Annotated in this window: 25 protein-coding genes and 1 pseudogene; 16 read left to right on the top strand and 10 right to left on the bottom strand. The window is 57.3% G+C overall.

All coding sequences use genetic code 11. The features are described 5' to 3' along the window. Positions 1–6: 6 nt before the first annotated feature. The 3 genes from dctP to KI787_05525 form a co-directional block, all read right to left on the bottom strand. Positions 7–1029, bottom strand: coding sequence for a TRAP transporter substrate-binding protein DctP (gene dctP / locus KI787_05535; GenBank protein MBV6629402.1), 1023 nt, complete (start codon positions 1027–1029; stop codon positions 7–9). Then, complete coding sequence (locus KI787_05530) at positions 1016–1762, bottom strand: hypothetical protein (GenBank protein MBV6629401.1); 747 nt, start codon at positions 1760–1762, stop codon at positions 1016–1018. The genes dctP and KI787_05530 overlap by 14 nt, the downstream gene beginning before the upstream one ends. 98 nt (positions 1763–1860) lie before the next feature. Further along, the gene (locus KI787_05525) at positions 1861–2337 is read right to left on the bottom strand and encodes a DUF4112 domain-containing protein (protein MBV6629400.1); all 477 of its coding nucleotides are present in this window, start codon (positions 2335–2337) and stop codon (positions 1861–1863) included. Positions 2338–2387: 50 nt separating this feature from the next. On the opposite strand from KI787_05525, the gene plsB reads away from it, so the two are divergent. From plsB to KI787_05505, 4 genes are all read left to right on the top strand, one after another. After that, positions 2388–4853, top strand: coding sequence for a glycerol-3-phosphate 1-O-acyltransferase PlsB (gene plsB, locus KI787_05520; protein ID MBV6629399.1), 2466 nt, complete (start codon positions 2388–2390; stop codon positions 4851–4853). A gap of 165 nt (positions 4854–5018) precedes the next feature. After that, entirely contained in the window at positions 5019–5747 is a 729-nt protein-coding gene (locus KI787_05515) for an FKBP-type peptidyl-prolyl cis-trans isomerase (GenBank protein ID MBV6629398.1), read from the top strand. 118 nt (positions 5748–5865) lie between these two features. Next, a complete protein-coding gene (locus tag KI787_05510) occupies positions 5866–6849 on the top strand; it encodes a DUF3080 family protein (GenBank protein ID MBV6629397.1) in 984 nt (327 codons plus the stop codon). Between the two features lie 14 nt (positions 6850–6863). Continuing rightward, entirely contained in the window at positions 6864–7547 is a 684-nt protein-coding gene (locus KI787_05505; GenBank protein MBV6629396.1) for a DUF3429 domain-containing protein, read from the top strand. A 15-nt stretch (positions 7548–7562) separates the two neighbouring features. On the opposite strand, the gene KI787_05500 is transcribed toward KI787_05505, so the two are convergent. The 4 genes from KI787_05500 to KI787_05485 form a co-directional block, all read right to left on the bottom strand. Continuing rightward, positions 7563–7790, bottom strand: a complete 228-nt coding sequence (locus KI787_05500; GenBank protein MBV6629395.1) for a hypothetical protein — start codon at positions 7788–7790, stop codon at positions 7563–7565. Next, on the bottom strand, positions 7790–8359 hold the full coding sequence (locus KI787_05495) for a hypothetical protein (GenBank protein ID MBV6629394.1): 570 nt from the start codon (positions 8357–8359) through the stop codon (positions 7790–7792). Before KI787_05495 ends, KI787_05500 begins: the two co-directional genes overlap by 1 nt. A gap of 118 nt (positions 8360–8477) precedes the next feature. Beyond that, the gene (locus KI787_05490) at positions 8478–9098 is read right to left on the bottom strand and encodes a LysE family translocator (GenBank protein MBV6629393.1); all 621 of its coding nucleotides are present in this window, start codon (positions 9096–9098) and stop codon (positions 8478–8480) included. Positions 9099–9228: 130 nt separating this feature from the next. Then, entirely contained in the window at positions 9229–9924 is a 696-nt protein-coding gene (locus KI787_05485) for an outer membrane beta-barrel protein (protein MBV6629392.1), read from the bottom strand. 226 nt (positions 9925–10150) lie between these two features. Between KI787_05485 and KI787_05480 the strand changes: the two genes are divergently transcribed. The 8 genes and pseudogenes from KI787_05480 to ttcA all read left to right on the top strand — a co-directional run bounded on the left by KI787_05480 (position 10151) and on the right by ttcA (position 18136). Further along, complete coding sequence (locus KI787_05480) at positions 10151–10744, top strand: TetR/AcrR family transcriptional regulator (protein MBV6629391.1); 594 nt, start codon at positions 10151–10153, stop codon at positions 10742–10744. 39 nt (positions 10745–10783) lie between these two features. Continuing rightward, positions 10784–13252, top strand: coding sequence for an acyl-CoA dehydrogenase (locus tag KI787_05475; protein ID MBV6629390.1), 2469 nt, complete (start codon positions 10784–10786; stop codon positions 13250–13252). 504 nt (positions 13253–13756) lie between these two features. Next, positions 13757–14455 carry a hypothetical protein gene (locus KI787_05470; GenBank protein MBV6629389.1) on the top strand — a complete coding sequence of 233 codons (699 nt, stop codon included), beginning with the start codon at positions 13757–13759 and terminating at the stop codon, positions 14453–14455. A gap of 155 nt (positions 14456–14610) precedes the next feature. Next, positions 14611–15459, top strand: a complete 849-nt coding sequence (locus KI787_05465; GenBank protein ID MBV6629388.1) for a hypothetical protein — start codon at positions 14611–14613, stop codon at positions 15457–15459. A gap of 86 nt (positions 15460–15545) precedes the next feature. Continuing rightward, positions 15546–16256, top strand: coding sequence for a hypothetical protein (locus KI787_05460; protein MBV6629387.1), 711 nt, complete (start codon positions 15546–15548; stop codon positions 16254–16256). 161 nt (positions 16257–16417) lie between these two features. Next, a complete protein-coding gene (locus KI787_05455) occupies positions 16418–16648 on the top strand; it encodes an antitoxin MazE family protein (protein ID MBV6629386.1) in 231 nt (76 codons plus the stop codon). Next, positions 16645–16970, top strand: a pseudogene (locus KI787_05450) (type II toxin-antitoxin system PemK/MazF family toxin). Before KI787_05455 ends, KI787_05450 begins: the two are co-directional and overlap by 4 nt. Positions 16971–17233: 263 nt before the next feature. Next, positions 17234–18136 (top strand): tRNA 2-thiocytidine(32) synthetase TtcA, encoded by a 903-nt coding sequence (gene ttcA / locus KI787_05445; protein MBV6629385.1) that lies wholly within the window; start codon positions 17234–17236, stop codon positions 18134–18136. An 18-nt stretch (positions 18137–18154) separates the two neighbouring features. Here ttcA and KI787_05440 read toward each other — a convergent pair whose 3' ends face one another. Beyond that, positions 18155–18622 carry a pilin gene (locus KI787_05440; protein MBV6629384.1) on the bottom strand — a complete coding sequence of 156 codons (468 nt, stop codon included), beginning with the start codon at positions 18620–18622 and terminating at the stop codon, positions 18155–18157. A 194-nt stretch (positions 18623–18816) separates the two neighbouring features. Between KI787_05440 and KI787_05435 the strand changes: the two genes are divergently transcribed. Further along, positions 18817–19455 (top strand): hypothetical protein, encoded by a 639-nt coding sequence (locus KI787_05435; GenBank protein MBV6629383.1) that lies wholly within the window; start codon positions 18817–18819, stop codon positions 19453–19455. 96 nt (positions 19456–19551) lie between these two features. After that, on the top strand, positions 19552–21126 hold the full coding sequence (locus KI787_05430; GenBank protein MBV6629382.1) for a peptide chain release factor 3: 1575 nt from the start codon (positions 19552–19554) through the stop codon (positions 21124–21126). 410 nt (positions 21127–21536) lie between these two features. Here the strand turns inward: KI787_05430 and KI787_05425 are convergent, their stop codons facing one another. Then, positions 21537–22424, bottom strand: a complete 888-nt coding sequence (locus KI787_05425; GenBank protein MBV6629381.1) for a LysR family transcriptional regulator — start codon at positions 22422–22424, stop codon at positions 21537–21539. A 97-nt stretch (positions 22425–22521) separates the two neighbouring features. Here KI787_05425 and KI787_05420 point away from each other — a divergent pair, with 97 nt between their 5' ends. Both KI787_05420 and KI787_05415 read left to right on the top strand, forming a co-directional pair. Then, the gene (locus KI787_05420; GenBank protein ID MBV6629380.1) at positions 22522–23112 is read left to right on the top strand and encodes a nitroreductase family protein; all 591 of its coding nucleotides are present in this window, start codon (positions 22522–22524) and stop codon (positions 23110–23112) included. Beyond that, positions 23105–23974 carry a pirin family protein gene (locus KI787_05415; protein ID MBV6629379.1) on the top strand — a complete coding sequence of 290 codons (870 nt, stop codon included), beginning with the start codon at positions 23105–23107 and terminating at the stop codon, positions 23972–23974. The genes KI787_05420 and KI787_05415 overlap by 8 nt, the downstream gene beginning before the upstream one ends. On the opposite strand, the gene KI787_05410 is transcribed toward KI787_05415, so the two are convergent. Next, positions 23962–25134 (bottom strand): acyl-CoA desaturase, encoded by a 1173-nt coding sequence (locus tag KI787_05410; GenBank protein MBV6629378.1) that lies wholly within the window; start codon positions 25132–25134, stop codon positions 23962–23964. The two genes, KI787_05415 and KI787_05410, sit on opposite strands and share 13 nt — an antisense overlap. Between the last annotated feature and the right edge of the window lie 24 nt (positions 25135–25158).

Raw genomic sequence — 25158 nt, 5'->3', positions numbered from 1 at the left:
GGCCGGTTAAGGCGCAGCAGCGCTGCGGTAATCGTCCAAAAAGCTTTGGACTTGGCGGAAAAAGTCCTCTGCATACGCTTTTTGCCCGTCTAGCTCGTCCACAGTTTGCGCGGCAATCGCTTCCCAACGCTGTAATTCAGCGGGCTGCGGTGGCAAAAACTGCATACCCTGGGATTGCAAAGCGGCGCGCGCGCCGGCGTTATCTTCCCGGCTCACGGCATCAATGGCAGCCATAGCTTTGCGAAACTCCGCCTCTAGTATTTGCCGATCGGCCGCATCCACCCGGCGTAAAGCACGCTCGCTGAGCGCAATCGTGCCGAATACATAGCTCATGGGAGTGTCTGTCACGCTGCTTAGCCGGCTATGCCATTGCAGTGCAATGGCGCCCTGCGGCGTGTTGATCACCGTATCCACCAACTGTGTCTGTAGCCCGGCATAGACCTCTGCAATGGTCAGGGCGATGGTCGGAACCCCCGCCACTTCAAAGGCCTTGGCTGCAACCCGGTCACCCTGCGGAATCCATACCTTACGGTTCTTGAGGTCATCCACACCGGTCACGGGTGCGCTGGACATTAAATACGCAAAGCCGCCCTCTGCCACTCCCATGGTCATCCAGCCTTGGCGCGCCGCAGCCTCTTCCATACGCCTATCGAACTCGGCGCGGACCGCATCGACCTCATCTTGGTCGCGGAACAAAAACGGCACGGAATACACGTTGAACTCCAGCACCTCCATGCCGAGTTCCCCGCCGGTGAAGGCGGCACCGTGGAGCTGCCCAATACGGATTTTGCGCAAGACCGTGCGGTCATTGCCCATCACACCGCCAGGATAGAAGCGCACCTTGACACGATCCTGGGTGCGTTCGGCCACCGTATCCGCAGCCTTGCGCATGGTCTGCATCCAGGCTGTCCCATCCGGTGCCAGAGTCGCAATCTTCAGCGTTGTCGATTGCGCCAAGCCGGACCCGCTTCCGAATGCTAATGCGACACCGAGTAAGCCCTTGGCAAAGCCTTGCTTAAAACCAATCATTTGCTTTGTCCTTGAGTTCTTGCGCCCTCTGCTGGGCCAGGCTGTTAGTCAATCGCCACTGTGCCGGCCATTGCGCGGCATCTGCATTCAGCACAGTGTCGATGGTGGCGTCAAAGCTCTGTTGGTCCAGTTGTGGCCAAGCCACGTACTCCGCGTCGAAGACCTTGTACAACAGATTGTGCTCGTCGCTGGCCGCATAGGCCTGCGCAAAATAGTCCCGCGCCTGCTGCGGCTGTCCGCCCAGGCTCGGTGGTAGTAGCGCGGCCATCACTCCCAGGGTGGCCAGGGCTTGGCCGTCAGCATAATCCGGCTGCAATGCAATCACCCGCTGCATTAGGGCCCGCACCTTGGGCAACTCCGCTAAGCGTTGCCAATTCCCAGCGTCCACTTGAATCCGCGTCGCCCAGACCGAGGCTAAAGCGAATAACCAATCAATCTGTTTGGACTCGGCCACCACGGCTTCAAACTCCGCCGGTGGTTGCGCTAAGGCTGCGCACAATCTGGCCTGTTTGGCACATAAACCTGCACGTACATCCGCAAAAGCCTGCTCTGCATGCAGTTTTTGGCGCTGAGCATCGCTGATGAACTGGCTGGCATAGGTGCTTCGGAGCTCACCCGAGCGACGCTGCATCGTCGGATTGTCCTGGGCCAGTGCGTCCAAGGTCACCAGGAGCATCGGCATAGCCTCAGCGACGAGCTGAGGATCCGACTGCGACAGTAGCGAGCGCTCCATGTCACGAGCCAGGCCGCCTGTAATTGAACAGCTGGAAACCGCCATGGCTATACAAATAGGGATGGCGGCGTGTGTCATTTTTTGCAGCATGGTGCGCATTATCCGGCGAATAAATGACGGAACGAATACGCCGCCAATGCAAGGATGACGATTAACAGCGCCCAAACCCGCCAAGGACGGCGGCGCGGGGGCATCGGCTCTTGTTGCTCCAGCCACGTGGCGACCAAATCACGATTGCGACTGTTCGCGCGGTAAGCCACGTCAAACACATCGCCCACCACGGGCACGAAGCCGACCAAGGTCTCCAGCACCAAATTGCGCAACATCTTCCGCTGAATATCGTTAGGAACGCCGCCGGAGCGAGCCTGGCCGACCAGCCACAAACCCAAGGCCATGCCCAATAAATCACCCACGACAGGGACCAGGCCAATGACCGCATCTAAGCCAACGCGTACCGGTGTTCCAGGAATATGAACCAGCTCATCCAGCACGTAGGCAAGGCGGTCTAGTTGGGCCCGAAGCTGGGCGCGTTGGGCAGCCGGAGTGCCCGGTGCAGGTACAGACTCAGTAGACATAAGCAGACACGATAAACTGATGGGCTACGACGTATGGAGGTAGGGGCAAAATGCTCAGACGTTTGATCTGGCTGCTGACATTCTGGCTGAAGACGCCCCTGAGCTGGTGGGTGCGGATTAATCTGGCTCCTTCGGATACTGCGCAGTCCTTGCAATTAGATCCCGCCTTACCCGTGGTCTACGTGCTGCCCAGCCGGTCCTTTGTAGACAATTGGGTATTGCAGAAAGCTCTGCGGCTGGCGGGATTACCCCAAGTCAGGCGGGCCAAGGACCTGCCCGCGCCGGGGGAAGCCGCGGTGCTGTATTTGCCGGCGGTAATGGACCGCGACCCTACCTTGATGGCGCTCTTCAAAGAGCTAATTGCCAACCCAGACCAAGACCTACAACTGGTACCTGTATCGGTGTTCTGGGGCCGTGATCCGGGTGCAGAAACCTCGCTGTTTAGGCTGCTGTTTAGCCATGCCGAGGCCCCAGGCTACCTGCGCAAAGGGCTGATCATCCTGGCCAATGGGCGCAACATCGTCACCTACTTCGGGCAGCCCGCCCGACTCCGGGAATTGGTGCCAGAACAAGAGGAGTACACCCGCGTCGCCCGCAAGATGGTGCGCATTTTCCGCGTGCACTTCCGTCGCGCCCGCATCGCCACCTTAGGCCCCAGCTTATCCACCAGCAGTCAAACCATTCGCGCGGTTTTAGCCAACGAAGAAGTGCGGCGAACCATGGCGGAGTTGGCGCAAGCCGAAGGCAAACCTCTTGCAGACATGCGTGGGCGCGCCCGGCGAATGGTGCTGGAGCTAGCCGCCGACTATTCCACCACCACTTTGCGCGTATTGGAAATCATCTTGGGCTGGGTGTGGAACCGTGTTTACGATGGGGTTGAAGTACACCGCATTCAAAGAGCGCGCGAGGCTGCCAGCCGCGGTGGGGTGCTGTACATGGCTTCGCACCGTAGCCATATGGACTACTTGCTGCTGTCCTATGTGCTTTATAAAGAAGGATTAGTGCCGCCGCATATTGCAGCTGGCATCAATCTCAACTTCTGGCCTATGGGCCCCATTTTGCGTCGTGGTGGAGCCTTCTTCCTCCGCCGCAGCTTCAAAGGCAACAAACTCTATTCGGCGGTATTCCGAGCCTATTTAGATGTTCTGGTGAGCCGGGGCTATCCGATTTCCTTTTATCCCGAAGGCGGACGTTCCCGCACCGGCCGTTTGCTCAGCGCCAAAACAGGGATGCTGGCCATGCTCAGCGAAAGTTGGCTGCGCAGCCCTGATAAGCCTCTCACCATCATCCCGGTCTACCTCGGCTATGACAAAGTCATGGAGGTGAACTCGTACTTTAAAGAGCTACGTGGTGGCGGCGCCAAGGCTAAGGAGTCGGTATGGGAGTTGGCCAAGGCCAGTCGCATCCTCTCGCGCAAATATGGTCAAGCGCATGTGTCTTTTGGCGAGCCTGTAGAGCTGGGTGAATGGATTGACAGCCAGCAACCGCAATGGCGCCGACAGGCTGAGGGGCAACGGCCAGATTTCGCAGCCGGGGTATCGGACCTGGCCAGCACCATCATGCAAAACATCAACAATGCGGGGGTGCTGACCAGTGGCGGTCTTTGTGCCCTGAGCTTGCTGACCACTCCGCAACGCGCCATTGGCCGGCAGGACCTCGCAGAACAAATTGATGCTTTTCGCGCTTTGCAACGCACGGCCCCCTACAGCGACACCATGGTGATGGTGGATAGCCCGGCCGATTCGGTCATCGCGCAATATGAGCCCATTGCTCCGCTAGAGCGCGCCGAGCATGCCTGGGGCGATCTATTACTGGCCCAGGGCCGCGCGGGTGTGCTGATGACCTACACCCGCAACAGCGTCATGCACCTATTTGCCATACCCGCCCTGTTAGCCAACTTCTTTAGGGTGCCGCGTGCTCGCGACCGTCAGCAGCTGGTCACCGCTGCCGCCGACTATTACCCCTTTTTGCAAACTGAACTCCACCTGCAAGATTTCGGAACACAGCTGCAGCCTGTTCTGCACAAACAGGTAGATGCTTTGATGAGCTGCGGTTTGCTGAGCGAAGACGCCAACGGCACTTTGACGCCTCCACCTGCGGACCAGCCGGCCTACGCACGCCTGATTCGCCTGGCAAATATTGTCCGCGAGGCTTTGGAGCGCTACGCACTGACCGCATTATTATTGGCCGAAGCGCCAGCGGACCAAGCCCTAGATCGGAGCCGTTTCGAGCAAACCAGTCGTCTGATGATTGAAAGAATGGCCATTCTGACGGGACGCGATGCTCCAGAGTTCTTCGACAAGGCCCTGCTTGCCGGGTTTTTCGACACCTTGGTTAAGGTGGGCCTAGCCGACATCAGCGATGCCGCCAATGGCGAGCCCAGCCAAATTCGTGTGCAGCCTGGTGTGGGTGACCTGGCGCGGGGCGCCTTAGCCTTATTGGGGCCAGATATCAGCCAGGTGATTGTGCAGTTGGTCAGGCATCCTCAACATATGGAGTCTGCAGCCGAAGCCTAAGCAAGCCATCAGCGAACTCTGGCGCCGCACTGCGGTCCAGATGGCTTTGGCGCAATTGCGCCCACCCGGTTGCACGCATCTGCGTCAACGGCCTTGCGTTGCAGGCTTGCAAGCGCTTCGTTAAGGTGGCGCGTCTTAATTCATCAACATTGGACACACAATTCTATGAAAGCACCTTTGCTTTTCCTCCCCTTGGCTCTGGGTTTAGTAGCCTGCCAACCTGGCGGGCCAGCGCAACCTGCCGAGGTTGACCTGGAAGGCGATGCAGCCCAGTTTTCCTATTCTGCGGGCTTTGAAATTGGCCAACGTCTGAACGGTATGGGCGGCATCGATGTCGAACCTGCTGCCATGATGGCCGGTTTGGAAGATGCTTTGGCTGAAGCCGAGCCGCGGTTAAGCGCCGAAGACATGAACGCAGTGAAGTCACGCGTGTACAAGGCCGCTGCCGAAGAACGTAATGCCGAGCGTGAGCAAAAGGCCGAAGCCGCCTCGACCGAAGGCGCTGAGTTCTTGGAAGAGAACAAAAGCAAAGAAGGCGTGATGGTCACCGACTCCGGTCTGCAATACATGATCACCACCGAGGGAGAAGGAACCGCTCCTAAGCCCACCGATACCGTGGTCGTGCATTACAAAGGCATGCTGCTGGACGGCACTGAATTCGACAGCTCTTATAAGCGTGGTCAGCCGGCCAAGTTCCGCTTGAATGGCGTCATCAAAGGCTGGACGGAAGGCCTACAGCTGATGAAGCCCGGCGGCAAAGCCAAATTATTCATTCCGCCAGAGCTGGCCTACGGTGAACGCGGGGCTGGTGCAATGATTGGCCCCAACGAAACCTTGATCTTCGAAGTGGAATTGCTTGAAGTAGAAGGTGAGGAAGCCGAAGCTAGCGAATAAGATGCTGTTCAGGGGAAACCAACAGTATTGGGAGGGCCGCCACAGCGCGGCCCTTTTTTTTGTGTGGCTGGGGTCTGTAGCTTTGCTTGGCTGTACACCCTCAGGGCCGGCGCAGGTTTTGGACGATTACGCTCAGCGTCTAGAGCGCACTCTGGAACAACCCCAAGCACGTACCGGCTCACTAGAACTTCCGGCCTGGCCACGACCCCGCGAACTGGGTGAACAGCCAGAAGATATCCGCTTGAGCAGTGCCCAAACCCTGACCTTGCTGGACTGCGGCATGACCAACCGGCTGGCGGAACGCAACTCCACCTTGGCGCGGGTGCAGGCGGCCTCGCAGCGACTCAGGCCTGAATGGGCCGGCATTCAGGAGCTTGCAGATTGCGTCCAGAAAGTGGAGGAGTCCGAGACTGATGAGGTCGCCACGCTGCTCCAACGCAAACAAGCCAATTGGCCACGTTATGTCTTCCAGGCCAGCCTGGGCAGCGAAGAAATGCGAGATTTTCTTAGCCTGCAGCAGCTACGCCGGAGTTTTCCTCAGGCCGGACGTCAGGCTCTAGAGCAACTGAGCGAAATGGTGCAAAAGTCTCTTGAGGGGCAGCCGCCACCGGCTCGCCAGCTGGAGACGGTACTCCATAGTTTGTCTGAGTCCCAAGCTGGCGGCGCCATTTTGGCGCAGCAAGCACAGTTAGGTCTTGGACTACAGCGCAGCAACCAAGCGCTGCGTGCGTTCTTGGAAGTGCAGCCTTTATGCATCCAAGGCCTGCAGCCCAAACGCGCCGAGGTAATGCAAACCATTTTCCGGAAATTTTATTTGGGTCAGGTCCAACCGCTGTGGAGCGAGCTCAGCCGTACAAAAGCTGCCATGAATACAGTGTTTCAGAGCCTATTCCAAGCTCTGGAGCCAGTGTTAGCTGTAACGGCCATGGACTACTACCGAGGGTATTGGCAGCCTGGCAATGATTGGGATGAGCGCCTCGATGATGTGGCTGGCGAGCATGTCAAGCTATGGCAAACCGCCCTGCGGCAATGTGGCATGCTGCCAGGGCAAGCACAGCCTGCCGCGACAGCAGCCAGACCGAATCCGCCCCAGACACAGTAAGGATCAGCCCGACGATGAGCCAATCGCCTATCCGTGTGTACACCAGCAAGCTCACCGATATTCGGGGCATTGAAGAGTTGGCAAAGCAACATGAGCTACCCGTGGAGCGCATCACTTTGAGTATGGGCTCGGCTGCCAATCGCAGTGCTTTTCATGACATGCAAGATCAGCATCGCTGGACCACATTGCCTATGGTCTTTGTAGGCGACACATTCTTGGGTGGAGAACAGGAGTTACAAAGCTGGCTGCAGCAACAGCCTGCAGCGCAGGCGGCCATGCCCTCCTGGCCTGGTCAGGGCGCCGTCATCTGGACCTTGGCGGGTATCGCGCCGTTCTTTCTGGGCCTGGCGTTGAGCATGACGCCTGCCGCAACATGGGCACAGCCTGTGTGGCTACTCTACGCAGGACTCATTCTCGCGTTTATGAGTGGTACGCATTGGATGGACCGGGTTCGCAACCCAGCAGCCGGCGGCGTTTTGCTGCTCACCACGCTGCCGGTGTTGATTCTGCTTCCGGCCAGCCTACTCCCCGCAGCGCAGTACGCTGTGGTCATCGCTTTCGCCTTAGTCAGCCTGCTGGCACTGGACCGCCAAAGCCTGCGCATGGGGAGAATCAATCGGCGTTACTGGCAGCTTCGTCTGATTGCCACAGCCGGCGCCACATTGAGTTTGCTGCTGGGAGCATGGCTGCTGCCTTAGCCCATCGACGTCGGCTTAGGGTTTGATTGCCGCCTGCCAATCAACGTCCCAGTCATAGTCACGCAGAGCGGTATGCAGGGCCTCGAAACTTGGCAACCAGTCGGAAAACCGCAGCTCTGCTGTCTCGTTGGGCTGGCGCCGCACCATCACACAAAACCCATCACCCTCGGGATCAGCCTCCACCCGGCACCAATGCCCCAGATAGCGTCCCTCAACGACGGGAACCCAGGTGTCCAACTGCATTAGAAGGACTGCCCGCTGGGCATGGCGGAAACCTTGCGGTACCAGCCGTCAAAAACGATCGTCCACTCACCTTGGGGTTGATCTGCCGGACGCCGCTCCCAGAGCTGGCGCACACCACCGTCGGGCAGCGGGGTCCAACGGATGCGATGGTCTTGGACGCCAGACTCGTTCACGACCTGCCCCGCTAAGCGCATCGCATTCGCTTCCCACTGCCCCTGCAAGCGCAATAGCGTTCCTTGGTTGTCCACCCAGGTTTGAGTCCATAAATTGCGACCGAGGTCATAGGTATTCAGGCTTTCACCTCTGTACCCACTCTTGCCACGGTACGCTTCCCGAATGACGCAATCGTCATAGTCCTTAGCCACGCGGTTGTAACCCACCACCTTTCCTTGAGGGTTACGAACCTCCCAGCGGCCCAGCCAAAAATCGAATTGGCGGTATTCGTCTTGGCTACAAGGTAGGGGCTGTGGCGTTGGAGCACCAGCAGGGGTGTCTTCAGCCGCAACAACGCCCGCGACCATTATGAGGGCTGCGAGTAGAGCCCAGCGCAGGGGAACTTGCCGATTCATGGTAGGGAATGTAGCAGCTTGTAACAGCGACATCATGTCCAACTCAGGCAGTCATCTCAGCCCACGCCGCGCACGATGGAGGCTCCGAAGTTCGCCGTTAATCTGTAAAGCTGGCTGCTCACAAAGCCGGACGCAGCAGCAACAACACGGCGCAGGCCCAAACTACGATGGCGCTCACACTTTGCATCAGGCTCAGCCCCTGACCATGCCCCAACCAATGGCGCGCCTGTGTCGCCAACAGCACATACAGAGCCTTCACGGTGCCCACACCCACGGTGACCGCCAGCAACAACCCCACCAAGTCGGGCAGATACAGTGGCGATAAAGACATAAAGGCCGGCAACAGCCCCATGTAAAACACAATGGCCTTAGGGTCAGCCAGAGTGAGAAAAAAACCGCGGAAAAAGTCATTGCGCGCATTGGCCTGGAGCTGAACACTGGGGGGCTGGCCTCGGCTGCGCCAGATAAGCCAACCCATGTGCGCCAACCACACCGCCATGCCCAGCCGTACGAGCAGGAAGAGGGGCCCGAGGGTATTCAGCAACAACTGCAGGCTGAATACGGCAATGAGTACGAACACCAAATCGGCTACGACTACGCCCAAAACCATGGCCAGCCCAGCCTTGGAGCCGGACTGCAAACTGCGCGCCACTATCACCGCATCGGTAGATCCGGGCACAACCGCCAATATAAATAGCGTACTGAGTAGTCCGACCCAGTCTGCCAGTTCCATCGCCATCCCTTATGCCCCTCCCTGTTGCCGCGTACCCAGAGCATGCTACATCTGCGGACAAAAAAAGAGCTGGCCTCAGCCAGCTCTGGAGGGGAGGGCTGCGAGGAGATCAGCCCATCTTGGGGAGAAAGGGGTGTTAAAAGCGCTTGGCGAAGCCAATCATGAGAACGATGGGGTCGATATCCACGTCGACGGTGGCCGTGCCATCGTCGCTGGGATCAGCCGGATCACCCTCGAAGCTCACCGTGCCGGTGGTATCAATATCGATCCACCACATACCAATGTTGAACTGAATATCGTTACCCACATCAAAGTCGGCGCCGAGTTGCAGGGCGATACCGGTGGAGTCTTCCAACTCCAGATCGTATTCACCAATAGCTGGGTTCAAAGAATCGGTAGTGTCTTCATCGAAGAACAAGGTGTAGTTAAAGCCCACACCGGCATAAGGCTGAATCGTGCCGTTTGCCAACTTAGGCAGGTAATAGTTGGCGAGCAGAGTTGGCGGCAGGTGCTTGGTTTCACCAATTTGGCCGAAGTCCGACAAACTGCCTTCGGCCTGAATGTCGTGACTGAATGGCAGAGCGCCGAGTAATTCCACGGCGAAGGAAGAGCTCATCATGTAGCTCAAGGAAATGCCAACACCGTAGCCGTTATCAACACTGACGCCACTGTCGGGAAATGGGCCCACCTCACTGCTGGAGTCCTGAGGAAAGACTCCTGCTAAGCCGCCACGCACAATCCAGTCACCAGCCTCATAGGCCCATGCGGGGGCAGTCAAACTGCTGAGGCCGAGCACAGCAGCGGTCAGAGTGGAGCGATTGCGCATGTTCATGTTTGGGTCCTTCCCAGTGTTTGTTGTTCAAGTGCAGCTACAGGCTAGAGCCCAAGCGCGAAGGTCAAATTGACCTGAGTCAAAAGATCGTCAGACCTTGGTAGCAAATTCGTTGACGACCTTTTTGACGCTGGGGATTGGCCGGCTGCGCAACACAAATTCCGGCTTGACGGCCCTCCATACGCAGTGGTATGTTGCCTCGCACAATACGCAAGCGTATGGATGAATGAAGCAAGCCAACCTCACCGCTGACGACTGGGCCGCCGCCGCACTCGACGCCATTGCGCGTGGAGGATTGGCTGCTGTGTCCGTGGAGTCGTTGGCGCGTGAGCTGAATGTGACCAAAGGCAGCTTCTACTGGCACTTCCGCAGCCGTCAGGCCCTCATTCAGGCTGCCTTGGCGCTCTGGGAAAAAAGCGAAACCGATGACATCTTCGCGTTAGCACAAACGATCGACGATCCTCGTAAGCGCCTGAACGCCGTGTTCCGCGAGGCCACGACGTCCTCACGCACCGGCCGTTTAATGTTGGCGTTGGCAGCGGCCAGTGACGACCCCGTCATTGGTGAATTCATCCGTCGTGTCACCAAACGTCGGCTGGAATTTGTCCGAGATTGCTATATCGCGCTCGGGCAAGCTCCAGAAGAAGCGCGACGCTGGGCCACCTTCGCCTATTCCACATTTGTGGGCGGCCTGCAGCTAGCGCGTGATAACCCCGATGCATTGCCACAGGGTTCGGATATGCAGGAATACCTGCGGCTGTGCATCAACACTTTGGTTCCGCGGCAACCGGTTTTAGAACCGGTTCGCAAAGCGGGCTGATCCCTTTCTCCCCCGAGAAAACACACAGGAGTCATTTCCATGACGACAACACTCTCTCTGCTCGCCGGCCTCGCCCTGTTCTGGGCCTTGGCTTACAAAGGCGCCAAGCTGTGGATTTGGACAGCGGCCTTCCTGGCCTATTTTGTGGGCCTAAACCAGGTCGGAGCCATGGGCAGCACAGGCTTGACCGTGGCCCTGGCCATTTTCCTGCCGCTGGCCGCCCTGTTCAACATCACGGCCGTGCGTCGTGCTGTGGTCACCAAGCCCATCTTCAAGGGCTTCAAGGCCGTACTCCCCGACATGACCTCCACCGAGCGCGAAGCGCTGGAAGCGGGTGATGTGTGGTGGGAAGGCGAGATGTTCCGCGGCAAGCCCGACTGGAACAAGCTCATGAGCTTCAAGCTCACCGAGCTCACTGCCGAAGAACAATCCTTCATCGATAACGAGTGCGAAGAACTCTGCAAGATGATGGACGAGTGGAAGGTCATGGAAGACAAAGACCTGCCCAAGGAAGTCTGGGATTACATGCGCGAGAAACGCTTCTTCGCCATGCTCATTTCCAAGGAATGGGGCGGTCTGGGCTTCTCTGCCTATGCGCAAAGCGTTGTTGTCACCAAACTGGCTACCCGCTCCATTGTGGGTGCGGTAACCGTGATGGTGCCGAACTCTCTCGGCCCCGGCGAGCTGCTGATGCACTACGGCACCGAGCAGCAGAAGAAAGACATCCTGCCCAAGCTGGCCAGCGGTGAATTCATCCCTTGCTTCGGCCTCACCGGCCCGGAAGCGGGTTCGGACGCTGGTGCCATCCCAGACACCGCCGTGGTGTGCAAAGGCGAACATAACGGTGAAGAAGTGCTAGGCCTGAAGCTGAACTTCTCCAAACGTTGGATCACCTTGGCCCCCATCGCAGACGTGATTGGACTGGCCGTGAAAATGTACGACCCCGATGGTCTGCTGGGCGACAAAGACAAGGTGGAATACGGCATCACCTGCTTGCTGCTACCCGCCACCCATCCGGGTATCGAAATTGGCCGCCGCCACCGTCCAGCTGAAACACCATTCATGAACGGCCCCATCAACGGCAAAGACGTGTTCGTGCCGCTGGACTACATCATTGGTGGTCGTGAGAAAGCCGGTAAAGGCTGGCGCATGCTGGTGGAGTGCCTCTCCGCGGGTCGCGGTATCTCGCTGCCAGCCCTGTCGGCTGCTGCGGGCAAAATGGCCTACCGCTACACCGGTACCTTTGGCCGCATCCGTCGTCAGTTCAAGACTTCGGTGGGCCAGTTTGAAGGTGTGCAAGAAGCCACCGCACGGATTGCCGGCTTGACCTACAAGCTGGAAGCTATGCGGGGTCTCACCGCCTCTGCAGTCGATAACTGCAGCCCCTCGGTGGTTACGGCCATGGCCAAGTACCACATGACCCAAATGATGCGCACCATCATGACCGACGCCATGGACGTCCACGGCGGCCGGGGTGTGATGGATGGCCCGCGCAACTACCTGGGTGCCGGCTACCGCTCCATCCCTATTGCCATCACCGTGGAAGGGGCCAACATCCTGACCCGGAACCTGATGATCTTTGGTCAGGGCGCTATCCGCTGCCATCCTTACGTGTTCCCAGAAATGGAAGCCGCACGTAACGATGACCTGGTGGAATTCGACCAACTGCTTTGGGGCCACGTCGGCTTCTCCGTCAACCGCGGTGTACGTGCACTGACGCTGGGCCTTACCGGCGGCGCTCTGGGCACCAGCCCGGTCAAAGGCCCCACGGCCAAGTACTTCAAACAGCTGGAGCGCATGAGCTCGGCGCTGGCCTTCACCTCCGATGTCACCATGGGTGTGCTCGGTGGCGAACTCAAGCGTAAAGAGCGTTTGTCGGCGCGTCTGGGCGATGTACTCAGCCAGTTGTACATGGCCTCTGCCACGCTGAAGTACTACCACGACAACGGTGCCGTAGCCGAAGACCTGCCCTATGTGCAGTGGGTCATGGATGACGCTCTCTTCGAAATCAACAAGGCCTTCGACGAGTTCTACTCCAACTTCCCGGCCAAAGCCATTGGCAGCTTCCTGCGCTTCATGGCCTTCCCGCTGGGTCGGTCCTACAAGCCAGTCTCCGACCGCATCGGCGGCAAGATCGCCACGCACATGCTGCAGCCCAGCGCCCTGCGCGACCGGCTGACGCAAGAGTGCTACATCAACAGCGATCCCAACGACGCCACCGGCCGCATGGAGCACGCCTTCAACACCCTCATCGAAATTGAGCCGGTGTACCTGAAGTTCTACAAGGCTGTGGCCAAGGGTGCTGCGCCGCTGTGCTTCACCGTGGAAGAGCAGATCAAAGCCTGCGTCGAAAAGGGCATCATCAGCGCCGAAGAAGGCGAGAAGGTGGCCGAATACGACAAGCTGCGTCGCGACGCCATCATCACCGACGCCTTCAACAAAGATTGGAGCAAAGTGATGCCGGTGTGGACCCCGCAAGCCGTGGAGTCCAGCCGCGAAGCGGCCTAAGCCGAGCGCAATCTCAGGGTGACCTCTGGGTTACCGCAAAAGATACAAGGCCCGGTTTTTACCGGGCTTTTTTGTGCGCGTAGTAAACGCCCCTAGCCCAAATATGCAAATAAGCTGTCGAGCGTTGTCATCCCGCCTCAAGCTTAGGCTGGTCGGCACCCGGCCTTCTTAGCAACACGCTAAAAAAACTCCCATTACAGCGTGGCTTAGGTCACCTTTCTACTCCGACGCTTAAAGCTTTGAGCAATGAATTAAGAAGGCAAGGGAAGGCGTGAATCTTTTGTTACGCCCTTGACTTCTAGTTTTAGTTAAAGCAGCGTAGATGCCAGACCTAGGGAAACCTAAGGCTGGAGAACAATATAAGGGCCTCACAACAGCATGAGTGCCACCCTACGGAGCCTGCCTAAAAGCAAGCAATAATGCTTGGCGTCTTCGATCTCCAGCTTGCGCGACTGTGGAGGGCTCGCGTGGTTGAAAAGCCCAGCTTTTGACTGGAGATTTTTAATGTTTCGTTTTACTCGCCTTACTTTGGGCTTAATTTTCGCGAGCACCGCCGCGCTCGCCGACCCAGTGGACATGACTTGGGAGGAGGCAAAGGCCCTTGTCGACCCCACCTCAGCCTTCATCATTGATCAGTGCGTCGCGGTGCACGCCGATGACCCCAACAAGGCTATGCAGTGCGCTCAGAGCCAAATCCCAATGCCCATGCGCAGCTCGTCCGCGCCTAGGCTAGTACCTACCGGCGATACGATTACGTCGCTTACCTCGACGGCGATATATCTGGCAGGCAGCGTCATCAATGCGCAGTACCAAAATGCGCCCGACACCGGCACCGGTCAACCGAAACTTAACATAGACGCTAGAGCAGAGTCCGACTGTACGAGTTATCTTGCCGAACCAGAACTTTACTCTTCTTGCATGTTTGCGGTGGCAGTAGGCGTCACACAAGATGTTGGCGCATTGGCCGCTCCACTTGCTGTGGGAGTATGTTATTCAGCTAGTGATCAGCCCGTAGTTCTTGTTTCTACGATTTGCAGGGCGGGCGGAGGCGTGTTTGTTGCCGGTGCCGGTAACCCGGCCACGTTTGTTCCCGTGGTGGTAGGTCGTCCCAATTGTTTGACCAATGAGTCTTCCGCCCTACATCCGGGGCTTGGTTTATCAGGTGGAAGTTTTAGCGTCGTCGCTGAAGTTTGCTTTGATTGAGAGATCACGGTGGCAAGTGTGTACTTACACCTTGCCACCTTTACTTAGCACCAATGGAAAGAGGCGCCAATACTATGTTCTTCCCCACCAGGACCTTTTTTATCATATTGTGTTCTTTATTCTTTGGTTGTGCAGAAGACACTTCGCATAGAGACATGACTAATGCCGTAGGTCGAACACAAGCTACCTCTGCATATTTAACTCAGGTTACTGAGTTGCATTGGGCGACCGTTGAGTCTTTTAATAAGAGAGCTTACGAATTTGTCTTCGACCTTCCACAGAGTGCAAGTTGTAACTTTTCGCATTATCTTTCAGGAGAGATTAATACGGTTGGCCCGTCATATATGATTTACTTCCAAAACGGCCGGTCCTTCGGGTCATCCTCATTTGGTCAGGACCAACCCGTCTATACCAGTGTCGGTGATTTTGAAACTACCCGAACGTCTCCGAGCGGGCGCTCGTATTGGGTAACAGGTTCACGAGCAGTCGAAGGCTCTGGCAATCTATTTATCGTCACCTTGGTATCAGAAGGACAAAAGCCACTTCCTTTTGCAAGTCAACCTGACATCAGCTTTGGTTGGTCTTTTACTTGCGACACCGCCTATGATTTAGTTTCGGCTGGCAGTGGAAACGAGGCTTTTATTTATGATTATAGTGATGTTGACGGAACAGTTGTGGGAGCCAGTTTCGTAGGCATTGGAGGTGGAGTCATTTCAGGTGAAGTTTCGGCATCAATCCAGTCTCCTCGTGGCCTAGTATTTATTCAGGCAATACCTTCTTATCAGTTAGCGTTGATTAACATCGTTACACCCGAGGGAGAGCAGTCTTATATACCAACCCCACTTGGAGGGGACTTCGAGGCTTTCGAGAGCACCTCTGGAAACTATAGTATTGAGCTCAACCGCGTGAGCGGTCCCCTCGATCGACTGACGCTATCTATATCCGGAATCGATCCAACGATTGATATCAGCTCAGGGTTCCTAGGCCAAACGTTATTTCGTTGAAAGTAATCAGCGGCGGTCATCAGACCATATGTATTGCACCAATATAACCGGCCTACATAGAAGGCCATCTTATGCGGAGGACCACAATGAATAAAACTATTTTGTCGATATTTTTGTGTCTTTTTTTCACTTTTTACAATAACGCATCTAGTGCTGATGATTTGATGATGGACTGGCAAGATGTCAAAAGGACCATTCCTGATGCAACGCGGGAGACTGTTGAGGACTGCCTCATTGAATATTTCGGCATGCCCGCTGAGGTCATCAGCGCATGCGTACAAACGCGACTCATGTCAGGCTCAAGCTCCATACAACCTCTCATTCCTACCGGAAGCGCCATCAACTCAACGCTTCTTACTGCAGCTTTTCTTGCAGGAAGCATTGTTGAGTCGCAAATCAATGAGGCCCCAGGGGGCAGTAGTGGCAGATCACAAATTAAGTTTGCCTACGAGACAGCCGTGGACCCGGACTGTACTACGTACCTTGCAGAACCAGAGTTGTATTCTTCATGTGCTTACGCGACTGCTTTGATCGCAGGTGTCGATGTTCGAGACGAAGCCTTGCCCGTCGCCGTCGGTGTTTGCTTCACCTCTACTGATTTACCAGCACTTCTTGTTTCGACTGCGTGTAAGAATGACGAGGGGTCCTTTCTAGCATTGGCGGGACTCCCTGTTACGGTCGTTCCCACTCCTGCGACTCGCCCAGGTTGCGTCACTAATGAGTCGTCAGTCCTACACCCTGAAATGGGCATCTCGGGTGATAGCGTCAATTTATCCGCGACGGCGTGTATGCAGTAAGTTTAGAAATTTGCGGAAACTTGGGGACGTACCACCTTTTCTGGCCACAACATTTATTGCCAATGAGGTACCAGGGTACGTCCCCCATTCTCCTTTAGGAGGCGGTCGCTTGGCGTTGCATGTAACGAACTGTAGTGTGTTCCATCTAACGTTTTCCGCCGATGGTCATGTCTCAAACTCACGTCAATCAACGCGTGCAGAAGCACCGCAATGCCCTTCGGGCCGCCGGCTTCCGTCCCGTTCAGATTTGGCTTCCCGATACGCGACGCGAAGGCTTCCTTGAGGAATGTCGTAGGCAATCTGTGCTCGTTGCTCAAGCGGAGGCAGATGGGGTTGAAATGGACCATCTGTCGAAAGACGCTCTGAACGATATTGAGGGTTGGAACGAATGAGACGAGGCGACTTAGTCACCGTTGCCATACAGGGCGACCATGGCAAGCCTCGCCCAGCATTGGTGACCCAGGCGGATATTTTTCAGAAACGACATCTGTATCTATTCTGCCGATCACAGGGGAGTTGGCGAACGCGCCTCTGCTGCGGGTCAGCCTCCCCCCAAGCGAAGGCAACGGACTGCGGAAGCCCTGGCAAGTTATGGTGGATAAACCGATGACAATCAAGCGCGAAAAGGTCGGCTCAATCATTGGGGCCCTGGATGCCACAGAGTTGATCCCGGTCTATAGGTCACTGGCTCTGTTTCTTGGAATCGCTTCGTAGGCGCGCTTCAGGCCCACATGGGTTAATTAGGTCTCCAAACACAACGCTCTATGCCGTAGTTGCTGACTGTATCGGGTTCCGCGGAGCTTCGCGGGGCTCTTGTCCATCTGTTTGAGCGCTTTCAGCAAGCAAGGCCCCTGTGTCCGCGCCTAGGGTAATAGCCTGCCCCCTCAGCCACGTTCCTCTCTCGCCGGCGATTCACTTGCCCTAGCGGAGTGCTAAACCGCGCTCGCTGCTTTTACCTCACGCGGTAAAATGCCACGATGAGCCAGACCTCCACCGACCCCCGCAAAGCCGAACTGGAAGCCAACAAGCGCGTGAAGCGCTTGCGGCGGCAAGTTGGGCAAGCCATTGCCGACTACAACATGATTGAGGATGGCGACCGGGTGATGGTCTGCCTGTCGGGCGGTAAGGACAGCTACACCATGCTGGATATGCTGCTGGCGCTGCGGGAAGCGGCGCCGGTGCATTTCGACATTTTGGCCGTAAACCTGGATCAGAAGCAGCCCGGTTTCCCCGAACACATCCTGCCCGAGTACCTGCAAGCCAAGGGCGTACCGTTCCATATTCTGGAGCAGGACACCTATAGCGTGGTGCAGCGTGTGGTGCCCGAAGGAAAAACCCAATGTGGGCTGTGTTCACGACTGCGCCGCGGGGCCTTGTACAGCTTTGCCGAAGAGCATGGCTACAACAAGATTGCCCTGGGTCACCACATGGATGACATGGTCGAGACCCTGTTCTTGAACCTCTTCCACGGCGGCCGCATGGCAGCCATGCCGCCTAAGCTGAAATCCAATAACGGGCGCAATGTGGTCATTCGACCGCTGGCCTATTGCCGGGCACACGATATTCAGGCTTATTCCGATGCGGCGGGCTTTCCCATCATCCCCTGCACCCTGTGTGGCAGCCAGCCCAATCTGCAGCGGGTAACGATTCGGCGCATGTTGGCCGAATGGGACAAGCAAGCTCCCGACCGAGTCTACAAGATCTTTCGCGCTATGCAGCATGTGGCGCCGTCGCAACTGGCCGATATGAATTTGTTTGATTTCGCCAATCTACGCGTCGATGGCCAAAGCGGAGATGCCGACCCCTGGTTGGATGCCGAAGAGACTCCGAATGCAAACATGACCTCCGGCCTGCAAAGCATTGCAGTTACGGTGGAGTAAGGCGGCCACTGCTGCCGACTACCCCTGGCACAGCGTTGGCAGATATTTCGCCGGGATACTTTGCTGGGGGGAATAGCAACGCCAGCTTGTCCGCCCCGCCTCAAGCGAGGCCTGTAGCGCCAAAACGCCCCCATCGACGGGCGGCACACCATAGCGGATGCGGATTTCCTGTTCGGCCTTGTTCCACCATAGGCGCTGCACATAACTCCCTGCCGCTGCACCGGAATTGGTGCTCAGGGGCAAGCCCAACTCTTTCAACAGGGACAACCAATTGCTGGCCTGAGGCAGCTCGCCATTGACAGCGTAATACTCCACAACCGCGGCTTTCACTGGCCCCACCAAAGCTAGGCCTTCGGCCACTTTGGCTCTGGTCACCAGACGCCCGTAGTTTGGAACAGATACGGCACAGAGAATGGCGACTATGGCCAGCACCATCAACAACTCGATCAAAGTAAAACCCTTTTGTTTGGGCTGGTGTAGAAGCATCTATGACCTCCTAAAGGTGCGGTCCCTCGTGGTTGTTCCCCCTACTACGCAAATGCAGCGCATAAGCTGACATCGGCGCAACGCAACGGTCAGCGCGTCTTTTCAATGATGGTCGTGAGCAATTACTTCTCACCCAAGGTTACTTCTGTGTTCTTTGGGTCTATGCTTCTTCCGAAATTTAAAGGGCACACACAGTGAAGCCAGTATTTTCAGGTCGGGTCGCGCAAACCATCCTCACCAGCTTTTTCTGTGCATGTTGGTGGTCTACTGCTGCCGCTAATGACTCCGAGATTCGGGTTGGTTACATATTTAATAGCGAAGGAACAACCTTCAACTTCGGAAGGGACCGCTTAGATGGCCGAGGGGGATCTGTTCAAACCAGTATTGGTGTTTTCAACAGAGTGTTCTTCCTCGGCGAATATGCGGATCGTTCCTACGATGGGTTTGGCTCCTTTGGGGCAACCAATCAACGCCTTGGACTCGGCTATTACCTTACTCAAGCTCCTACACCAGTTCACTTTTGGCTTGGGGTTGCCCATGAGCGCTGGTCGGCCGAGGAGAGCACTTCACGTAAGCGGACAGACTCGGGCTACGGTGCACGCGCAGGTCTCGAGATTCCCATTGCTGCGATTGAGTTTCGGCTGGAGTCAGGCTATATCGAACTGGACAATGGTCACGGCGTGGATAGCTCTGCGTCCTTCTTTGTTCCATTCAACGAAGTTTTCGGCGTCGCCGTCGGTTATCGCATGCTCGACGTAGACGTGACAGCGGAATTTTTTGAATACCGCATCGATATTCGCGAAGCTTCCATTGCCGCTACCATCAGGTTCTAGTGGCCGTTTCCTGTAGCTCTGCTTCAATCAGACGTCCGCCTAACTGGCTGCTGCTCCGCGTTACAATGGTGGGTTATTGCTTGCACGGTTTCAGCCATGTCCTCCATTGCCGAAGAAGCGGCCATCCGGCGCACCTTCGCCATCATTTCGCACCCCGACGCCGGTAAAACCACGGTCACCGAGAAGCTCTTGCTGTTTGGGGGCGCGATTCAGCTCGCGGGCACGGTGAAAGGGCGTAAAGCGGCCCGGCATGCCACCTCCGACTGGATGGCTATGGAACAGGAGCGGGGGATCTCGGTGACCACCTCGGTGATGCAGTTTCCCTATAAAGACCGCATCGTGAACCTGCTGGATACGCCGGGGCACGAAGACTTCTCCGAAGACACCTACCGTACGCTCACCGCGGTGGACTCGGCCTTGATGGTGATTGATGCCGCTAAGGGCGTTGAGGAACGCACCATCAAGCTGATGGAAGTTTGTCGTCTGCGTACCACTCCCATCGTCACCTTCGTCAATAAGCTGGATCGTGAAGGCCGCGAACCCATGGAGCTTCTAGACGAGGTGGAGGACGTGCTCAAAATCCGCTGCACGCCGATCACCTGGCCCATCGGCATGGGCCGGGCCTTCAAGGGGGTGTATCACTTCCTCGAAGACCGCATTTATCTCTACACCGGCAAAGGCGACAAGCTCAGCGACATTGAAACGCTAGAAGGCCTGCATGGCCATGAGGATAAGCTTGGCGATGTGTACCAAAACTTGTTGGATGAGGTAGAACTGATCCAAGAAGCCGGCACCCCCTTCGATTTGGAGGCTTACCGGGCCGGCGAACTTACGCCGGTGTTCTTTGGCTCGGCCATTAGTAATTTTGGCATTCGCGAATTGCTCAACGGCTTTGTGGAATGGGCCCCGCCGCCCCTGCCACGCGACACCCGCCAGCGCCCCGTGGCCACCGAGGAGGACAAGCTCAGCGGCTTCGTCTTTAAGATTCAGGCCAACATGGACCCCAACCACCGCGACCGTATTGCCTTCATGCGGGTGTGTTCAGGACAGTACAAAAAGGGCATGACCCTGCACAGCGTGCGATTAGGCAAGGGCGTGCGTATTTCCGATGCCGTCACGTTCCTGGCCAGCGAACGCGAAGCCGCAGCCCAAGCTTACCCCGGCGACATTATTGGTTTGCATAACCACGGCACCATCGCCATTGGGGACTCCTTCTCCGAAGGTGAAGAGCTGCATTTCACCGGCATTCCCAATTTTGCGCCCGAACTGTTCCGGCGCGTGATTCTGGCCGACCCGCTCAAAGCCAAGGCACTGCACAAGGGATTGGACCAGCTCTGCGAAGAGGGGGCGACGCAGGTCTTCCGGCCGCTGATTGGTAATGAAGTGATTTTGGGCGCAGTGGGCGTACTGCAGTTTGACGTGGTACAGGCTCGCCTGCGGGACGAGTACCGCGTGAACTGCAAGTTCGAGGGGGCCAGCATTCATACCGTGCGTTGGATCGATGGCCCCGAGCGGGAAATGCAAAAGCTCATCGACAAAATGCCCGAGCGCCTCGCTCGCGATCATTCCGGTGCGCTGGTGTATTTGGCCAATTCCCGGGTGAATCTGGAGATGACCATTGAGCGTTGGCCAGACCTGCGCTTTACGGCCACGCGGGAGCAGTCGTTTTAACGGCTCCGGCTAAGCGTGTGCGGTCGGCTTTTTCCCGCGTCGCCCAGTTGCATTCTTTATAGGCCATTCACTGCGATTCACCACAGCTGTATGCGACAAGCTTGGTCTTCGTGGGATGAGGAGTTACGACGCGTTCTGCTTGCGAAGCCAGATCTATAGGACGTGCGACGGCGCCAGCATTTAGTTATGACGCCGAGGCGCTTGCGTGACGTAAGCCTGGGTGGGCCTGCCTAAAGCGGATATTCGCGTAGGCCCGACGCGAACCGGATAAGGCCCGCAGGGGAGCGGGAAGGACGCCCGCTCCCGCCAGCCAGGACAGGAGTCCTGTCTGGCGGCCCCGGTTTGCGGCGGATAAGCCGTAGCGACCAATCCGCGGCAGGCAGGCCCATCCAGGCCGAAACGGAGACTGCCTATTGCGGTTGATCTCTAAAGAGCTGTGCCAGCCTCTTCACCGCCAAGCCCGCATAATCCCGATCGCGAAAAATCAGGTGCAGCCATTGCTCACGTTGGCCGCCTTCGCGTAAGGGCAGGGGTTTGAGTTCGCCGCTGTCCAGCTGGGCACGAATTCGATGCTCAGGCAGCCAGGCAAAGCCCAAACCCGCACATACCGAGCGGATGGAAGTATCGACGTGACTCACAGTCCAGCGCTGCTCTGCCCCCAGCCATCCGGCGTCTTTAGAGCGCCGTGAGCCCGAGTCACGAACCACCAGTTGGCGATGTTGGCGTAAATCCTGAATATCCACAGCCCGCCCTAGGTGATGCAAGGGATGCTCAAGCTGAGCAACCGCCACAAAGCGCATGGAATAAACCGGCTCGCCCAAGAAACCCGGGGGCACCACCGGCAGCAAGGCTAGGTCGACCTCTCCCCCAAGTAAGGCTTCGTCGCCGCCGCCCAGAACGGTCTCCAGCAAATCTATGCGGGTGAGTGGTGCTTCTGCGGAAAAGCTCTCCAACACCTGAAACAAAATGTCCACCGGGTAGAGCTGATCCACGGCGAGTTTGACCTCGGCTTCCCAGCCATCACTCAAACGCTTGGCCGCCGTCTCTAGCTCTACGGCTTCTTGTAAGAGCAGTCTGGCCCTGCGCACCAACATCTGGCCGGTGGGTGTCAGCTCTGCCTTGCGGCCACGCACCTCAAACACCTTGAGGCCCAGCAGATCTTCCATTTTGTGGATGGCATAGCTAATGCTGGACTGGCTCTTGTGCATGAGCTCCGCGGCTTGGGCGTAGCCTCCGGCGTCGACTACGGCAAGCAAAGCCCGCCACTGCTCCAAGGAAATGCGTGCAAGCCCTTTCATTTATCTACTGAGTCGAAGGGAATGTACGAATAATCCCTCTTTTTCTTCATTGAGCCAATAGGTACTCTGCCTCTAAATTCATTGTTGCGAGTTCCCCATGGCGAAAAATCCTGTAGACCAACCCATCCACGGCCTGATGCAGAATCGCTGGAGCCCCTACGCGTTTGACTCCAGCCGCAGCGTTGCATCTGAGGACCTCGCCGCCATCTTCGAAGCCGCCCGCTGGGCCGCCTCGGCCTACAACGCTCAACCCTGGCGTTACATCGTGGGCGTGAAAGGCCGCAATGATGAAGTGTGGGAACGCATCCATGATCAGGTGCTGGTGGAAGGCAACCAGGCCTGGACTGCACATGCGCCGGTATTAGCTTTGGGCATCGTTCGCAGCGCCTATGAACATAACGACAAGCCCAACGGCACCGCCGAACATGATCTGGGCGCCGCCTCGGCCAGCCTCACGCTGGAGGCGACCGCGCGCGGTTTGGTGGTGCACCAAATGGGCGGCATTCTTCCGGATGTTGCCGCTGACCTCTTCGGCTTGGAACAGCCATTCAAGGCCCTCACCGGTTTAGCGATTGGCTACGCGGGCGACGGCAGTGCCTTGCCCGAAGACATTGCTCAACGCGACCAAAAGCCTCGTCAGCGCAAGCCCTTGTCGGAAATCATTCTGGCGGGTGGTTGGGATGACTAGGTCCCGACAGGTTCAACGCATTATTCCGGCCTTGGAAGCCTCAGACGGCGCCGGCGTGCGCATTCGCCGCAGCTTGGGCCAAAACCCCATTAGCCGCGCCGACCCCTTTTTGATGCTGGACGAGTTTGGCTCCGCTGACCCTGCGGACTACCAGGGCGGGTTTCCACCCCATCCGCATCGCGGCTTCGAAACGGTGACCTACATGCTCGCCGGCCATATGCGGCATGAAGACCACATGGGCAACCAGGGCGATTTGGGTCCCGGCGATGTGCAATGGATGACCGCAGGGCGCGGCATCATTCATTCGGAAATGCCGCAGCAAGAGGACGGTTTGATGCACGGTTTTCAGCTCTGGCTGAACCTAGCAGCGGCCGACAAAATGCAGCCGGCACGATACCGGGACATTGCAGCCAGCGACATCCCAGTGCATGAACTCGCAGGTGGAAGCACCCTCAAACTAGTGGCCGGGCAGATCGATGTCGAGGGGCATACGCTGCAAGGCCCCGTGCAATCCGGCACCACCCAGGCAGTGTTCGCCGATGTGCGGCTGCCGGCTGGCGCTCAGCTGATGCTGCCCCTCGCCCAGGAACTACAAGCCTTGGTCTACGTCTGGGCCGGCGAGGCCCATATCGGCGACAAGGCGGTGAGTGCCCAGCAGGCCGCCTTGCTCAACGACGGCGACGAAATTCGCCTGCACAACCCAGGCAGCGATGAGTTACGCGCGCTGGTTTTGGCCGGAAAACCACTCAAAGAGCCCGTCGCCCAATACGGGCCCTTTGTGATGAATACCCACGCCGAGCTAGAGCAAGCCATGCAGGATTACCGCGACGGGGTGCTCACCGGCGAGGTTCAGCCGGCCTGAACCGGCTCCGGCAGCCTTAAGGTGACCGTCTCGGCCAGCATCTGGCGAGCACGCAGGACCACGTCATCCATAGAGGGGGAGCGGGCGAACATTTTGCGCGCCCGCCGCTCGAACTCTTCTACGCTGGGCAGCTCGGGTAGATGCCAGTCGGCCATGGCCTGACGGCTCTTTGCCAAACGTTCTTCGGCCTGCAGGCGAAACTCAGCCCACGCCCGGGCTACCTCTGAGGATTCCCAACGCGCTTGCACGCTGGAGGTGATGTGCTCGGCCGAGAAGGTATCGGCCAACTGCTTGGCCACGCGATCAATTACCTCAGCCGAAATCTTGCGTTCGCCGGCACGCACATGGGCTGGTGGCTCTTTGAGATCCCACACCAATCCTACCCAGCTCAACATTTTGAGCAGGTAGTAAGTGATGTCGATCTCCCACCAGAAAAAGCCCTGGCGCACGCTAGACATGTAGTAGTGGTGGTTGTTGTGCCAGCCCTCACCCAGGGTGAGCAAAGCCAGCCAAAAATTGTTCCGTGAATCGTCTCCGGTGAGGTATCGCTGCTTGCCGAAGACATGGGCCAAGGAATTGATGAAGAAGGTGGAATGCCAGGTAATCACCGTGGAGAGGCAAAAGCCGACCACCAGCATCGACCAACCGCCCCATAGCCATAGCCCGACGCCCAGCGCAGCACCTGGCACCCAGTGGTAGCGATCTAACCAGACCAGCTCGGGGTAGCGAATGATGTCGGGCACATTGTCCAGGTTGGGATGCTGGGCGCGTTCATTGAAGATCCAGCCCAAATGGGAGAACCAAAAGCCGTATTCGCGGGGGCTATGGGAGTCGCGCGGCGTGTCCACGTATTTGTGGTGGTCGCGATGCTTGCTGGCCCACCAGATCAGGCCACTTTGCAGCGAGCTCTGCGCCAGTGCGCCCAGCACAAACTGAAAAACCCGGCTGGTTTTGTAGGCGCGGTGAGCGAAGTAGCGGTGGTAGCCAGCAGTCACTCCAAAAATGCGCAAGACAAATAGGCCAAAGCACACGGCCCACTCAGTGGCACCGGCATCCACCCAGAACAAGCCCAAGCAGGCCAGGTGCAGCAGCACAAAAAAGGTGAACATGGGCAGGCTGCTTGGGCTCAGCGAGCGGGAGTAACGCGGGGAATCAGTCATGGACTCTCTCAAATCTATCCAGTT

Origin of the sequence: Oceanococcus sp. HetDA_MAG_MS8 (assembly GCA_019192445.1) — a bacterium.
Taxonomy (GTDB): Bacteria; Pseudomonadota; Gammaproteobacteria; order Nevskiales; family Oceanococcaceae; genus MS8.
The sequence above is the reverse complement of the archived record's forward strand: the minus strand, read 5'-3'. Positions and strand labels throughout refer to the sequence as shown.